19 protein-coding genes and 1 tRNA gene are annotated in these 14,992 nt (G+C 26.9%); 8 read left to right on the forward strand and 12 right to left on the reverse strand.

Going from position 1 to position 14,992, the window contains the following annotated elements; genetic code table 11:
• Positions 1-4: 4 nt before the first annotated feature.
• Positions 5-79, reverse strand: a tRNA-Gly gene (locus ACIJYG_RS06805).
• A gap of 96 nt (positions 80-175) precedes the next feature.
• On the opposite strand from ACIJYG_RS06805, the gene ACIJYG_RS06810 reads away from it, so the two are divergent.
• The 4 genes from ACIJYG_RS06810 to ACIJYG_RS06825 are packed head-to-tail and all read left to right on the forward strand — an operon-like array spanning position 176 to position 3,511.
• Entirely contained in the window at positions 176-1,477 is a 1,302-nt protein-coding gene (locus ACIJYG_RS06810; protein ID WP_435096670.1) for a tetratricopeptide repeat protein, read from the forward strand.
• Between the two features lie 15 nt (positions 1,478-1,492).
• Positions 1,493-1,711: a tetratricopeptide repeat protein gene (locus ACIJYG_RS06815; protein WP_435096673.1), complete on the forward strand. Its 219-nt coding sequence runs from the start codon at positions 1,493-1,495 to the stop codon at positions 1,709-1,711.
• 26 nt (positions 1,712-1,737) lie between these two features.
• Positions 1,738-2,820, forward strand: coding sequence for a sulfotransferase family protein (locus ACIJYG_RS06820; protein WP_435096676.1), 1,083 nt, complete (start codon positions 1,738-1,740; stop codon positions 2,818-2,820).
• A 46-nt stretch (positions 2,821-2,866) separates the two neighbouring features.
• On the forward strand, positions 2,867-3,511 hold the full coding sequence (locus ACIJYG_RS06825) for an LON peptidase substrate-binding domain-containing protein (RefSeq protein WP_435096679.1): 645 nt from the start codon (positions 2,867-2,869) through the stop codon (positions 3,509-3,511).
• A 1-nt stretch (position 3,512) separates the two neighbouring features.
• Here ACIJYG_RS06825 and ACIJYG_RS06830 read toward each other — a convergent pair whose 3' ends face one another.
• Entirely contained in the window at positions 3,513-4,592 is a 1,080-nt protein-coding gene (locus ACIJYG_RS06830; RefSeq protein WP_435096682.1) for an FAD-dependent monooxygenase, read from the reverse strand.
• Positions 4,593-4,654: 62 nt separating this feature from the next.
• On the opposite strand from ACIJYG_RS06830, the gene ACIJYG_RS06835 reads away from it, so the two are divergent.
• Positions 4,655-6,739, forward strand: coding sequence for a DNA translocase FtsK (locus ACIJYG_RS06835; protein ID WP_435096685.1), 2,085 nt, complete (start codon positions 4,655-4,657; stop codon positions 6,737-6,739).
• Complete coding sequence (locus tag ACIJYG_RS06840) at positions 6,739-7,284, forward strand: LolA family protein (RefSeq protein ID WP_435096688.1); 546 nt, start codon at positions 6,739-6,741, stop codon at positions 7,282-7,284. Before ACIJYG_RS06835 ends, ACIJYG_RS06840 begins: the two co-directional genes overlap by 1 nt.
• Here ACIJYG_RS06840 and ACIJYG_RS06845 read toward each other — a convergent pair.
• Genes ACIJYG_RS06845 through hisB form a run of 7 tightly spaced genes read right to left on the reverse strand, consistent with a single transcriptional unit; the run spans position 7,281 to position 11,114 of the window.
• The gene (locus ACIJYG_RS06845; RefSeq protein WP_435096691.1) at positions 7,281-7,784 is read right to left on the reverse strand and encodes a GNAT family N-acetyltransferase; all 504 of its coding nucleotides are present in this window, start codon (positions 7,782-7,784) and stop codon (positions 7,281-7,283) included. The two genes, ACIJYG_RS06840 and ACIJYG_RS06845, sit on opposite strands and share 4 nt — an antisense overlap.
• Positions 7,781-8,146 (reverse strand): histidine triad nucleotide-binding protein, encoded by a 366-nt coding sequence (locus tag ACIJYG_RS06850; protein WP_435096694.1) that lies wholly within the window; start codon positions 8,144-8,146, stop codon positions 7,781-7,783. Before ACIJYG_RS06850 ends, ACIJYG_RS06845 begins: the two co-directional genes overlap by 4 nt.
• A complete protein-coding gene (gene hisE, locus ACIJYG_RS06855) occupies positions 8,143-8,415 on the reverse strand; it encodes a phosphoribosyl-ATP diphosphatase (RefSeq protein ID WP_435096697.1) in 273 nt (90 codons plus the stop codon). The genes ACIJYG_RS06850 and hisE overlap by 4 nt, the downstream gene beginning before the upstream one ends.
• Before the next feature lies 1 nt (position 8,416).
• The gene (gene hisF, locus ACIJYG_RS06860) at positions 8,417-9,172 is read right to left on the reverse strand and encodes an imidazole glycerol phosphate synthase subunit HisF (protein ID WP_435096700.1); all 756 of its coding nucleotides are present in this window, start codon (positions 9,170-9,172) and stop codon (positions 8,417-8,419) included.
• A complete protein-coding gene (gene hisA, locus ACIJYG_RS06865; protein ID WP_435096703.1) occupies positions 9,165-9,890 on the reverse strand; it encodes a 1-(5-phosphoribosyl)-5-[(5-phosphoribosylamino)methylideneamino]imidazole-4-carboxamide isomerase in 726 nt (241 codons plus the stop codon). Before hisA ends, hisF begins: the two co-directional genes overlap by 8 nt.
• 1 nt (position 9,891) lies before the next feature.
• Positions 9,892-10,518, reverse strand: a complete 627-nt coding sequence (gene hisH, locus ACIJYG_RS06870; RefSeq protein WP_435096706.1) for an imidazole glycerol phosphate synthase subunit HisH — start codon at positions 10,516-10,518, stop codon at positions 9,892-9,894.
• 5 nt (positions 10,519-10,523) lie between these two features.
• The gene (hisB, locus tag ACIJYG_RS06875; protein ID WP_271497201.1) at positions 10,524-11,114 is read right to left on the reverse strand and encodes an imidazoleglycerol-phosphate dehydratase HisB; all 591 of its coding nucleotides are present in this window, start codon (positions 11,112-11,114) and stop codon (positions 10,524-10,526) included.
• Between the two features lie 88 nt (positions 11,115-11,202).
• On the opposite strand from hisB, the gene hslV reads away from it, so the two are divergent.
• A complete protein-coding gene (hslV, locus tag ACIJYG_RS06880) occupies positions 11,203-11,718 on the forward strand; it encodes an ATP-dependent protease subunit HslV (RefSeq protein ID WP_023649225.1) in 516 nt (171 codons plus the stop codon).
• Positions 11,718-13,091 (forward strand): ATP-dependent protease ATPase subunit HslU, encoded by a 1,374-nt coding sequence (gene hslU / locus ACIJYG_RS06885; protein WP_435096710.1) that lies wholly within the window; start codon positions 11,718-11,720, stop codon positions 13,089-13,091. Before hslV ends, hslU begins: the two co-directional genes overlap by 1 nt.
• A 4-nt stretch (positions 13,092-13,095) precedes the next feature.
• Here hslU and ACIJYG_RS06890 read toward each other — a convergent pair whose 3' ends face one another.
• The 3 genes from ACIJYG_RS06890 to ACIJYG_RS06900 are packed head-to-tail and all read right to left on the reverse strand — an operon-like array spanning position 13,096 to position 14,978.
• Positions 13,096-13,956 carry a sulfotransferase domain-containing protein gene (locus ACIJYG_RS06890; RefSeq protein ID WP_435096713.1) on the reverse strand — a complete coding sequence of 287 codons (861 nt, stop codon included), beginning with the start codon at positions 13,954-13,956 and terminating at the stop codon, positions 13,096-13,098.
• Positions 13,953-14,381, reverse strand: a complete 429-nt coding sequence (locus ACIJYG_RS06895; RefSeq protein ID WP_435096715.1) for a Smr/MutS family protein — start codon at positions 14,379-14,381, stop codon at positions 13,953-13,955. Before ACIJYG_RS06895 ends, ACIJYG_RS06890 begins: the two co-directional genes overlap by 4 nt.
• On the reverse strand, positions 14,382-14,978 hold the full coding sequence (locus tag ACIJYG_RS06900) for a Tim44/TimA family putative adaptor protein (RefSeq protein ID WP_435096718.1): 597 nt from the start codon (positions 14,976-14,978) through the stop codon (positions 14,382-14,384).
• Positions 14,979-14,992: the final 14 nt, after the last annotated feature.

Here is a 14,992-nt window from a genome sequence, read left to right on the forward strand (position 1 = left end):
TTTTTGGAGCGGGCAAAGGGGGTCGAACCCTCGACCTTCTCGTTGGCAACGAGACGCTCTACCACTGAGCTATGCCCGCTTGTTCTATAAGTGTTGAAGTTAGTACCTTTCTTAAAATTTGCAAGAAATAGTTACAACCTGTATTTAAAATAATAAATGCATATGATCTTATATTATGAAAAATAATAAAGACAAATTCTCCAAAGAATTATTTGTTCCTATAGTAAATTGTATCCAAAATAAAAAATATAACGAAGCTTTGATCTTACTGGACAAGCTTTCAAATCAAGACCCAAATATAATCAATAGATTTAAAGGTTCTATTTATTTCAGTATAGGTGATTGGGAAAATTCAATTTTTTATTATCAAAAATTGAGTGAAAAAGAAAAAAATTTTAAAATTTTAAATAATATAGGATATGCTTTATTTAAACTTGGAAGATTTTTAGAGGCATCTATAAAATTCAAACAATCATTAGAAAATAATAATACTTTTATATCTGCTTATGAAAATTATATTATTAGTCTTAAATTAATTGGTAATTATGAATTGTCTATTAAATATATTTTATTAGCTATGAATTTATCACCCATAAACCAAAAATTTAAAAATTCATTAATTGATATTTTCAATTATTACAAACCAAAAGATAATAAAGATATAATTATTAATGCTAATTATAAAATTAATAAATTATATGATGTAAAAAAAAATTCATTAATTCAAAACTTATTAATTAAAAAAATTTTAAAAGAGTCAGAAGAAATTCTAAAAAAAGAAAATCTAAATTTTATTTATCCTGAAACTCAAATTTATAGAAAAAATAAACTAAACTTAAATTGCGACCGACATTTTGGTATTTTTAATAAATATAAAATAATTCCTAAATATTGTTTTAGTTGTTATAAAGTACAAATCACATTGGATACTGTCCTTAAATTAATAAATTTATATTTTTACTTTAATAAAATTAATTTAAAAAATAATAATATAAGAAAGTGTATGATTGAATTACGTGAAAATGTCATTGGGAATTATAAGGGATATTTATATGCTAGCTCTTTAAAAGAAGCTGAAGACATAAAAAAAATAATTGAAAGAGATCTAATAAATGAAAAAATCAGATCAGAAAAGGTTGAGATAAAACATGGATGTACCGAATTCTATGATCAGTACAAATTATATAAGGAAGTTGATGTTAATATCACAGACAAAATTTATAATAAAGAATGGGCTAATATTGAAAAAGAATTTGATCAGAAAAATTTAATTACAGAAAAAAATAAAGAGAAAATTTATAATAACACTTTGAATGAATTTAATCTTCCAGATTTTTTAATAATTAAAAATTGGCTTTTATATGCAAAAATAATTGGAGATAATAGTTATAAGGAGATTTTTGATTTTACTATCAAAGATAATCAATTATCAAAAATTGATATACAAAAAATCCAATCAAGAAAAAAAGATAATTAAACTGGCACATAATTTATGTCTTATGAATTAGGAAAAATATCAATTAGAAAAAAGCATTATAATAAAGCTTTTTTTATTTTTAAAAATATACTTAAGCAAAAGCCAAATGATTTAAGGGCAAATTTTCAAATAGGTAAAATTTACTATGAATTAAATGATCTAGAGAAAAGTATTTTTTTTTTAAAAAATGTAATCAAATACAAGCAAATACACCTGGCATACTTTTTAATTTAGCTCTAGCATTACAAAGTATTGGAAAAGTGAACGAAGCAAAAAAACAATATTTAAAATTGATTTCGAACAATCCTAATGATGTTAAATCCTATTATGGATTATTTATTTTAGATGATAAAAATATAAATTCTACTTACTATGATAAATTACAATCTTTAATTAGTAATGACAAAATTTCTCTTTTTGAAAAAAGTTTGATAAATTTTATTTTTTCAAAATTAGAAAAAAAGAAAGGTAATTTTAAAAACGAAATTAACTTTTTAAATATTTCACACCAACAGTGTTTGAATTCAAATTTTATATTTAATAAACAATCTGATTTTTATTATAAAGAAATAATCCCTAATTTTTTTAATAAAATTAAATTTGAAGAAAATTTCAAAGAACTTAAAAATTTCAATAAAAATGAACATATTTTTATACTTGGCCTACCAAGATCTGGATCAACACTAGTTGAAACTATAATATCTCATAATTCAAAAAATATAATTTCTGTTGGTGAATTTCATGGAATAAATACTTCAATTTTAGACCAAATAAGTAAAATTATATACTCTGAAAATTTTAAATTAGAGAATTATCAATTAGTGATCAATAGGAAAATATTTCAGGATTCATTATTTCAAAAATACTACAACTTTGAAAAGAGCGTTTATCTAGACAAATCTTTAGAGAATTTCTTTAATATAGATATTATATTAGAGTTTTTTCCTAATGCCAAATTCATACACACTTATAGAAATTATAATGACTCAATATTGGCAATATACCAATCAATGTTGCCTGAATTATCATGGTGTCATGACATAAAACATATAATCAATTATATTAAAAATTACAAAAAAACTATTAATTATTATAAAGATAAATATCCCAATAAAATAATTGATGTAGATTTAATTAAATTAACTGATGATCAAGAAAGTGAAGTTAAAAGAATTTTGAAATTTTGTAATATTTCGGTAAATGATAATTTTCTGAATTTTCATAAAAATAAAAAACTATTTAATAAAACAAATAGTTTTTTACAGGTCAGAAATAGGATTAGAAAATATGAAAATGAAAAATATAAACCGTATTATTATCTACTAAAGAATTTAGAGGAATGACAAATTTAACAATTTAATTTACGTTTATTTGTTATATAAATAAGCTATGAATATTATTGATTTGCCAAAAATTATACCCTTATTTCCTTTGAGCAATTTTATAATTTTTCCAAAAACTACTATTCCATTGAACATTTTTGAGCCACGCTATATTGACATGATTAATGATGCTATGAAATCTCACAAACTTATAGGCATGATCCAACCTAAAAACTCAAAAAATAACCAAAATCTAGATGAATTATATAACATTGGTTGTTTGGGGAAAATAACAAGATTTGAGGAAACTGAGGATGGACGTTATATGATTGATTTAAAAGGCTTGATTAGATTTAAGTTAATTCAAAAAGTAAAGTTAAGCAAAAAATACATGGAATATAAAGTTGATTTTAATGATTTTTATCATGACCTAAATAAAAAAGAGGAGCAACTTAAATTTTCTGACTTAGAATTAATTTTTAAAGATTTAAAATCATTATTTGAAAAAAGAGGTTTTATAATAAATTGGAAAGAACTTGAAAAACAAAGTTTAGATGAATCAATAAATGCTTTGGCGATGGCATCACCATTTTCTCTAGAAGAAAAACAAGTTTTGTTAGAAGCAGAAAATCTTAATATAAGAAAGAATAAAATAGCTGAAATTTTAAGCACTTATACATACGATGTTTTCAACAATACAACACTTCAATAAACTAAAATAAAACACCTCTATCAGCAATTTTAGCAAACATCTTATTAATAAATGGATAATTACTAACTAGTTTAACAGACTTACTTAAAAAGCTAAATTTCATTTTTCTTTCAATGTTAAAGAATTCATGAACTAAATCTACTCCATTTGAGAAAATAACATTTTTATGCTTTTGTTGTTTTTGAAATTCCAGGTTTACAGAATTGTCTAATGATAACCCAACATCGATTTTTTTTTTTATAATCTCTAAAAGAATTTTAATATCTCTAATAGTCATATTAAAACCTTGACCCGCTAAGGGATGAACCTTGTGCAACAAATCTCCAAATGCCAATATATTTTTATAGTGATAAGATCTTAAGTTTAATGATTTTAATTCAAAACTATCTATTTTTTTTATATTTCTAATTTTATACTTAAAGTTTTTATCTTTTATTAATTGTTCAATGTTTTCATTTTTTTTGTTAGTTGAATTATGGATAGAGTATACAATAGAAGTTTCTCTATTGGAAATTGGTAAAAAGGCTATAGGTCCTTTTTTTGTAAAAATTTGAAAAGCTGTGTCATTAAAAATTTGATCATGTTTTATAATAGTCGTATACGCATAACTATTGTATTTTTTAATTATTTTTTTACTAAAATATCGATTTGTGATGAAATTAGATGGGTCACAATTTATTATAAGTTCGTATTTATTTAAAAAAGAAAATTTTTTTTCATTTGAAAACTTTGATCTAAAAAATTTATTTTTTGATAAATCTTTCTCCAACAATTGATATAATTTTTTATTTTTAACAATTGAAAAAAGGTGATCGTTATTTGCTTTAAAGTTTATTAATCTTTCTTTTTTTAGATTATCTGAAAAAATTTCTATTCTTTTTAACTTCCAAATTATTTTTTCAATATTAATTATATTGTTATTAAAAAAATCAATATTGTTCTTTGTAATTCCAATTGTCCTTGAGCTACTTATTTTATAATTTTTTTTATTGTAGAGTATCTCAACATTTATTTCACAATTAACAAGCGCCTTTGCCAAAGTTAAAGCTGTTAAACCGTTACCAAGTATACAAACTGTCATAATATTTTTAATTTTAACAATAAAAATTAGATGATACAAAGTGATTAAACCGACTCATTTATATGAATATTAAAAAAACAGCTGATTTATTGCTTAATTTCACCACTAAAAGATTGGCTGAAATATTTGGAATTTTAATTTCTTTTGCAGGTGCAATGTTATTCCTGTCACTACTAACATACTCACCTAGCGATCCAAATTTCATTTTTCCTGAAAATACAAAAATTGAAAATTTGATGGGTTTTCAAGGTAGCTTTATATCAGATTTATTTTTTCAATCTGTTGGCTTAATAGCTTATTTAATTCCATTTACGCTAATAATTACAGGAATTAATATTATAAGATCAAAAAATTTTTTTTTATTTATTGAAAATAATTTCTTTACAATTTTATATTTAATATTTGGAGCACTTTTTTTTGAACATTATTATTCTGATACATATTCTCTATATATAAATGGTAACAGCGGGTTTATTGGAAAATATCTAAATCAATCGTTTCTTGGGCCATTAATATCAATAAATGAGAGTATATTTTTTTATATTTTAATTTTAATTACTATAATCTTTTTTCTTGTCAGTATTAATTTTAACCCAAAAAAGTTTTTTGAATTTATTAAAAAAATCTTTGATTTAATTAATAAAAAAAATAACAAAAATTATACAGATAAAAGTGAAATAATTAATGAATACATTCCACAAGATGAGATTAAAAACCTTATTCAAGAAGATTTACCCTTTATTAAAAGTGAAAATAAGTCTGAAACTAAAATAAAATTTAAATTACCAAGTATTGATTTATTAAAAATTTCAACAAAAAAAGAAAGAGAGAATTTTGAAAAAAATGAAACTCACGATCCAGAATTTTTAGAAAAAATACTAATGGATTTTGGCGTTAGTGGAAATATAAAAAAAGTTAGTCACGGACCTGTAGTTACTCTCAATGAGTTTGAGCCTGCAGCTGGTGTTAAAGTTTCTAAAATAATTAATCTAGCTGATGATATAGCAAGAAATACGAGTTCAGAGTCTGCAAGAATAGCCACTATACCTGGAAGTAATACTGTTGGAATAGAGCTTCCAAATAATATAAGAGAAAATGTTTATTTAAGTGAAATTTTAGCTAACGCTGACTTTAAGAAAAAAGAAATTAAATTACCAATAGCACTTGGTAAAAATATTTCTGGCAAACCTGTTGTTGGTGACTTAGCTTCTATGCCTCATCTTCTTATAGCTGGAACTACAGGATCTGGAAAATCAGTTTGCATTAACACTATTATTCTATCACTACTTTACCGACATACACCGGACAAATGTAAGTTTATTTTGATCGATCCTAAAATGCTTGAACTATCAACGTATGAAGGTATTCCACATTTACTTTGTCCAGTAATTACTGAGGCTAAAAAAGCAGCTTCTGTTCTTGGCTGGGTCGTTAAAGAAATGGAAAGTAGATATAGATTGATGACAAAAGAAGGAGTGAGAAATATTGACGGATATAATGCTAAGCATAAACTTCCAATGCCTTACATAGTTGTTGTGGTTGATGAGATGTCAGATTTAATGTTAGTTGCAGGTAAAGAAATTGAAAACTACATTCAAAAATTATCCCAGATGGCTCGTGCAGCAGGAATTCATATAATAATGGCCACACAAAGACCAAGTGTTGACGTAATTACTGGTACTATTAAAGCTAATTTCCCCACTAGGATATCCTTTCAGGTTACCTCAAAAATAGATAGCAGAACTATTCTTGGTGAGCAGGGAGCTGAACAATTGCTGGGTAAGGGAGATATGCTTTATATGTCTTCTGCTAATAGAATAGTTAGAATACATGCACCATTTGTGTCTGATAATGAGATTGAGAAAATTAATAATTCTCTAAGAACTCAAGCTGAGCCAGATTATATAGATGAAATATTAAACTTTGCTGATGATAAAGAAATTGGTGATAGTCAAAGTCAGGGTGATAAAGACGAACTATATCCGCAAGCATTAGAAATTATTCGATCAGAGGGAAAAGCATCAACTTCTTTTTTACAAAGAAAACTTCAAATTGGCTACAATCGTGCAGCAAGAATTATTGACATGATGGAAGCTGATGGAATTGTCAGTAAAGCAAATCATGTTGGTAAAAGAGATGTGCTTTAATGTTTAAACAATTTCTTATTTACATTTTTTTAGTTTTAATTTCAAATGCACATGCAAGTAATAAAGATAAAATAATAGAAAATTTAAAAAATACCAAAAACTTAAATTTTGATTTTGAACAAAATATAAATGGAAAAGTAGAAATTGGAAATTGTTCAATTAAATATCCAAAAAAAATTTATTGTAAATATCAAAAAAATAATAAAATTTTAGTTTCTAATGGCAAATCACTAGTAATTAAAACTATAACAAGCTTTTACAGATACCCTTTAAATAAAACACCTCTGAACTTAATATTAGATAAAAATTTTTTAATTAGAAAAATTCAAAATTTAAATGAAAGAATAATAGATAAAACTTACATAAATTTTGAAATAGTAGAAAATGACAGTGAAATAAATATTTTTTTTGATGATAAAAACTTTAATTTGGTTGGCTGGCAGACCAAAGATATCTATCAAAATGTAAATATAACTTATCTTTCCTCAATTAAGATAAATCAACAAGTTAATGAAGATTTATTTAAACTGCCAGCTCAAAACTAGACTCTTATAGTTTCAGTTTTAAATATTTTCATGCCTCTAGCAATATAATTATTTAAAGCATTTTTGTGATCTAGAGAGCATGTATGAACCCAAACTCTATTAACACTTCCTTTAAAAGATTTCTGAATTGCTTGAGTTAATAAATATGATCCCAATTTTTTATTTTGAAATTCTTCTAGCAATCCAAAGTAGGCAATTTCAACTTCTTTTTTTTCACTGTGAGATATCAGTTCAAAGAAGCCAGCTAAATCATCTCTAAATTTAAACACATATGTTTCAACATTCTTTCTAGAAACATAATCTATCCATTGAGTTTCTGTCCAAACTAATCGATCAATCCATTTATGTTTTTTTCCAATATTTTTATAAAAAAATTTATTAAGTTGAAAATTTATTGGTTCTAATAAATTTAAAGAATAATCTCCATTAGGTTCGATAACCTCATTAAGATCTTGAATTGAATTTATTTCTAAATAATTTCTATTAACTTCTTGTGTCACTCAACCATTTTTCCAACTTTTTCTCCCCCAAATAAATGAAAGTGTAAGTGTGAAACCTCTTGACCGCCATCATCACCTATATTGGCGAGTGCTCTGTAGCCTTTGCCTACTTCTGTTGAAATACCTAGTTTTTTAGCAACTATATTTATACCCTTAAGCAACCCAACCATCTCTTCTGGAGAGGCACTTAAACTAAAATTATCAAGATCTGCATATTTTCCTTTAGGGATGACTAAAGCATGAATTTTTTTTTGAGGATTAATGTCATAAAAAGACAAAACAAAGTCATCTTCATAAATTTTATTACAAGGTATTTCTCCCCTTAAAATTTTTGCAAAGATATTGTTATCATCATAACTCATTTTTTTCTATTTTCTAATTCCTGCATCACTTCTTCAATTTTCACATCATTAGCTTCTAAGTACATCAATAAATGATAAAATACATCTGCCGCTTCATGTATTTTATTTGTATCTTCTTCAATCGCTTCAATTAACTCATTAACTTCCTCTAAAACTTTAGCTTTACTTAGAGCTTTATCTGTAAGTAACTTGTTTGTGTAAGACCCTTCTACAGGTGCTGATTTTCTTTCTCTTGCGAGTTTTATTAAATTTTCTAGTGTACTAAGCATACTAAATTCTAACAGGAATTCCTTTTGAATCCAGATATTCCTTGGCCTCTTTTACTGAATGTTTTCCATAATGAAATATGGATGCAGCTAAAACTGCACTTGCATTTCCTAATTTAATTCCGTCAACTAAATGATCAAGATTTCCAACTCCACCAGAAGCAATCACAGGAATATTTACTTTAGATGATATCTTTAACATTAGTTCGATGTCATAACCAACTTGGGTGCCATCTCTATCCATTGATGTTACTAATAATTCTCCTGCTCCACTATCCTCCATTTTTTTGGCAAATTCTATTGCATCAATTCCAGTATTATTTCTTCCTCCATGAGTAAAAATTTCCCAATTATCTCCATTTTTTTTTGCATCTATTGCAACAACAATACATTGTGAACCAAATTTCTTAGAACTTTCAACTACTACTTCTAAATTTTGAACCGCCGCAGTATTTATAGATATTTTGTCAGCACCACAGTTTAATAATTTATTAATATCATCAACACTTCTAATTCCTCCTCCAACAGTTAAAGGAACAAAACATTTCTTGGAAGTTTTCTCCACTACTTCGTAAATAGTGTTTCTATTTTCATTGGAAGCAGTAATATCAAGAAAACAAATTTCATCTGCCCCGCCCTCAGAATAAATTTTAGCTTGCTCAACTGGATCTCCAGCATCTTTTAAATCAACAAAATTAATACCTTTTACAACTCGTCCATTTTTTACATCTAAACAAGGTATTATTCTGTTTTTAAGCATCTAATTCCTTCACTAATTCTTCTAATTTAATATCACCATCGTATATTGCTTTACCAACTATAATACCCTCGATATTCTCATTATTTAATTCTTTAGCTTTTTTAATATCATCAATTGAAGACACTCCGCCAGATATGATTACAGGACAATTTGAATTATTAGCAACTTTTGATGTTTCATCAAAATTAGGGCTTTGCTTCATCCCATCTTTATTTATATCTGTATAAATCAACCTGCTTGCACCAAAATCATTTACTTCTTTTAAATAATCTAAAGTTAATTGATTAGAATTTTCTTTCCAGCCTGAAACAGATAGATATCCATCTTTAGCATCTAAGCCTAAAGCAATTTTATTTGGAAATTTTTCACAAGCTTCTTTTAGAAAGATTTTATCTTTTATAGCAGCACTTCCTAAAATTACTTTCTCAACACCAGCTTCGGTATATTTCTTGATACTTTCAAAATTTCTAATACCTCCACCAATTTCAATTTTAATATCAAATTTACTCACTATTTCTTGAATAATATCAAGATTAATGGTTTCTCCAGTTAAAGCCCCGTCCAAATCAACTATGTGTAAGTTTTTAAAACCATGATCCTTGTATTTTCTAGCTTGTTCCACAGGTGACATTTCATATTCAGTTTTGTTGTCAAAGTCCCCTTTAACTAATCGCACACACTTTTTATCTTTAATATCAATTGCAGGAAATATTTTCATTTTATAGATTTATAAAGTTATCAATTATTTTCAATCCAGTTTTATCACTTTTTTCAGGGTGAAATTGAGTTCCAAAAATATTTTCCTTTTCAACAGAACATACAATATTTGATGAATAATCTGTTGTTGCTGAAATTACACTGTTATCTTCAGGTATAAATTCATAACTATGAACAAAATACATGTGAGAGTTATTTTCTATATTTTTAAAAATCTTACTATCTTTAACAATATTTATTTCATTCCAGCCAATGTGTGGAAGTTTGTAATTATTATTTTGATTATCAATTTTAGAAACTTTTCCAGGTATCCAGCCTAAACCATTAGTTTCTGTTTCTTCATAACCAATATCTGCAAACATTTGTAGCCCAACACAAATTCCAAGAAGAGGTTTTTTGTTATTAATTGCAAATTCATTTAATGTATCCACTAAACCATTAATGTTATTAAGCGCATCAACACAGCTCTTGAACGAACCCTGGCCTGGTAATACCACTTTATCTGAGGATTTAATCTTATTTAAATTTGATGTTACCTCGATATTTACTTTATCTTTAGCAACCTCCTTAAAAGAGTTTATTACTGAGCTTATGTTCCCCGAATTATAATCAACAATTGTGACGTTCATTAAACTTATAATGAGCCTTTAGTCGATGGTATACTTTTCTTGCTTCTAGGATCCATCTCCAATGCTTCTCTCAATGACCTTGCTAATGCTTTATAGCAAGACTCGATGATGTGGTGGCTATTATCTCCATAAATATTTTCAACGTGCATTGTAATACCAGCTGATTGTGAAAATGCTTGAAACCACTCTTTGAATAGTTCTGTGTCCATCTCACCAAGCTTCTCAACTTTTAATTTTACTTTCCAGATCAAATAAGGTCTGTTCGAAACATCTATTGCAACTCTAGTTAAAGTTTCATCCATTGGAATTACTCTGTGTGCGTATCTTTTGATCCCAACAAATTTTTTAGCAGCTTTTTTTAAAGCTTCACCAATAGCTATACCTGTATCTTCCGTGGTATGGTGAAGATCAATGTGAGTATCACCTTTTGCTTTTACCTTTAAATCTATAAGAGAATGCTTTGATAATTGCTCAAGCATATGATCTAAGAAACCTATACCGGTATCAATTTGGTATTTGCCTTTTCCATCAATATTAACTTCAACACTAATGCTTGTTTCTTTAGTTTTTCTGGATACTTTTCCTTTTCTAGCCATATATTTCAAAGGTATACATACATAATTACCCTATATCAATATTAGTATGAACACTTGAAGTATCAAAAATAGTTACCATTTATTAAGCATGACAACGATTGTACTAGTAAGAAAAAATAATGAAGTAGTAGTAGCTGGTGACGGACAAGTCAGTATGGGAAATACTGTAGTTAAAAGTACTGCTTCAAAAATTAGAAAAATTGAAAAAAGAGATGTGGTAGCAGGTTTTGCAGGATCAACTGCTGATGCACTTACATTATTTGAAAGATTAGAAGCTAAAATTGAAAAACATGCAGGAAACTTATCAAGAGCAGCTGTTGAATTGGCCAAAGATTGGCGAACAGACAAATATCTTAGAAGATTAGAAGCACTGATGGCCATAGGCGACAAAGACAACAGTTATATTATTTCTGGAACTGGAGATGTTTTAGAACCTGAAGGCGATGTAATCGGAATTGGCTCAGGTGGAAACTATGCTTTAGCTGCTGGAAAGGTTTTGATGGAAACAGACAAAAGTGCAGAAGAAATCGCAAAGAAAGCAATCAAAGTTGCTTCTGAAATTTGTGTTTTTACAAATGATAATATTAAGGTTTTAAAAATTTAATGGAAAATTCAAACGTAACTCCGTTAGTTCCTAAAGATAAAAACACTAAAGAAGAAAATTCTCTAGTAAGCTCACTATCTCCTAGAGAAATAGTGTCTGAACTAGATAGGTTCGTTGTAGGACAAAATAAAGCAAAAAAAGCAGTCGCTATTGCATTAAGAAATAGATGGCGAAGACAAGCGCTTAAAGGTGAAATGAAAAATGAAGTTTTGCCAAAAAATATTTTGATGATTGGACCAACAGGTGTTGGTAAAACTGAGATTTCTAGAAGACTATCTAAACTTGCAGAAGCACCATTTGTAAAAGTTGAAGCTACAAGATTTACTGAAGTGGGATATGTTGGAAGAGATGTTGAACAAATAGTAAGAGATTTGATTGAGATAGCTATTGGCATGGAAAAAATCAAAATGAGAAAAGAAGTTCACGCTCAGGCTCAAAAATCTGCTGAAGAAAAAGTATTAGATGCATTAGTTGGTAAAAAAGCTAGTTTAGCAACTAGAGAAAGTTTTAGAAAAAGACTTAGGAATGGTGATCTTGATGATAATGAAATTGAGATTGCTGTAAGTGATAGCGGATCAAGTAATACTTCTTTTGAAATTCCTGGCATGCCTGGTGCTAATGTTGGAATGATTAACATTGGTGAAATGATTGGCAAATCAATGGGAAATAAAGAAAAGAAGAAGAAAATGACTGTAAAAGAGTCTCACGAAATATTAATCAATGATGAGTCGGATAAATTAATTGAACAAGATAAAATTGTAAAAGCTGCAAAATTATCAACTGAAAATAATGGAATAGTTTTTTTAGATGAAATAGATAAAATTTCTGCAAGAACAGATAGAGTTGGAGGAGATGTTTCTCGTGAGGGTGTCCAAAGAGATTTATTACCTTTGATTGAGGGTACTACAGTTAATACTAAACATGGTCCAATTAAAACAGATCATATTTTATTTATTGCATCAGGAGCATTTCAACTCGCCAAACCATCTGATCTTCTTCCTGAGCTTCAAGGGCGGCTACCTATAAGAGTTGAGTTAGAAGCGTTGACTAGTGACGATTTTAAACGAATTTTAAGAGAACCAGATTTTAGTTTAATTAAACAATATGTAGCTTTATTAAAAACTGAAAATGTAGATCTTGAATTTTCAGAAGATGGTATTGACACTATTGCAAACATTGCGTCTGAAGTAAATGCGACTGTTGAAAATATTGGTGCTAGAAGACTTCACACAATAATTGAAAAAATTTTAGACGAAATAAGCTTTACTGCCACAGATCGTGCAGGTGAAAAAATTATTATTAATAAAGAATATATTAATAAAAATCTAGACAACCTGGTTAAAGATACCGATCTTTCTAAATTTATTTTATAAAAAGCTATATATAATTAAGTTCTTTAAGTTCATCTTTAAATTCTTCTTGTATTTTATCATTTAAATTTTTTGGAAAAAGATTTGGATCATTTTTTTTTAATCCGTATTTAAAGAACGTAATTTTATTACCATCAATATCTTTTATTGCCTCTTTAAATCCTTTTCCTTTTTCTAACTTTTGCATTTCGCTAAAAGTAGTACTTTTGAGGGTATTTTTTAATTTATTATTATCTATTTTAGGTTTTGAATTTCCCAACATATAAATAAATTTAAGAATCTCTATAAAAGTTTGTTCTGTATTAGAAACTAAGTCTTCATATTTTACTAAGAAATATCTATTTAATTTTTTAAATTCTTTCCAAGTATTGTAGTTTGATGACCACGATCCCATATGTGTTATAACCTGATTTTTTATTGTTTGAGAATGCTTTGTTTCTCCTGTTAATGTGCCAAATTCCAATAATTTATCTGTAGCTGATTCTAAAGACATCTGATTATGATTGGCAAATGACTTAGCTACACTTCTAGGATCTCTAACAATATAGATTACTCCTAGGGTATTGTTTAAATCAGTAAACTTGTAACCATTAATATCATAAAAACTGCTGTGTGTTTTTAAAAATCTAATAGTTTTTGAATTTTGTGAATTTATTTTTTTTTGGACATTAATATAATTTTTAACAATTTCTAAATCATTTGAAGTATCGAAACCAAATTTTTTAAATATATTTGTGTGTGGGAATTGTGTTATTTTATCTAAAGAATCTAGTTGAAAATTACCATCTTTGGTAAAAAAGTATGCTGATAATAAAGATCTTATAAAAGTGTTACCGCTTTTGGGGTAAGAAGCTAACCAAATTATCATTTGGTATTTTTATCATATTTTTTTTTTAAAAAAATATAAAAAGCTCCACTGCCACCATCCTCAATTTTTGCATCTTTCATTTCATAAATAATTTTCATTAAATTTTTATTATTTGAAATAAATTCAGGAACTGAATATTTTAAAATACTTAAATCTTTTGATACATAAGGATCTTTTTCATTTTGAGAATGAATTCCTTTGCCAGTAACAACTATTAATTTGTTTATATTTTCTTGGAAAGATTTTATTATAAAACTCTCAATGGATTTGTTAGCCTTCTCAAGAGTATATCCGTGAAGATCTATTGATCTTGTTTTAAAAGATGATTTTTTATTAATTTTAATATCTTTATTTGGCAATTTTTCATTTTTAGAGAGAAAATTTTCCCAATCTTTTTTATCTTTTTCTGAAATATTATTGGTCAATTAAGTTAAAGTATTAACTAGTTGCCAATTAGGATTGGCCGAAGTTATATCTCTTGAAAATACCCAAGTATCATAGATTTTTTTTATTTTCTCTGGATCACCTGAAACAACCTTTGTATCTTTATCTTTAATACAAGTTATAACCTCAGCTATAAAATCTACTGTAACATTTAAAATTTTATCTATTCTTTTATGTTCTTTAATGGTTGCAGAATTAACTCCTATAAAAGTTATTTCTGCATAGTGTCCTCTTTTACTTCTTTGTTTTAGTGCTTCGTTAAATTGATTAAATATTTCCTTGCTAAGAAGAGGTTTGCTAGCTACTATTTTGTTATCATTATCACTGAAATCTGTAATAATAGTTTCATAAGCAACTTTTGCTCCTTTTAAAAATTCTTTTTGTGCAGAATCATCAAAATTTTCTTTAATTTTTTCAACTTTTTCCATCCTCGCTTTGTTCAAAGCTTCTTCAAATTGTGGAGGCACTTTTCCTTCAAAACCAGTCCTTTTTCCAAGAATTCCCCTTAATCTTAAAAAAATAAACCCAGCAATCATTGCTAATAAAATTATATCGATGTATTCAAAACTGTAGTTCATGTACTTATAGTAAT

This window comes from Candidatus Pelagibacter bacterium nBUS_27, assembly GCF_051200985.1.
Taxonomy (GTDB): domain Bacteria; phylum Pseudomonadota; class Alphaproteobacteria; order Pelagibacterales; family Pelagibacteraceae; genus Pelagibacter.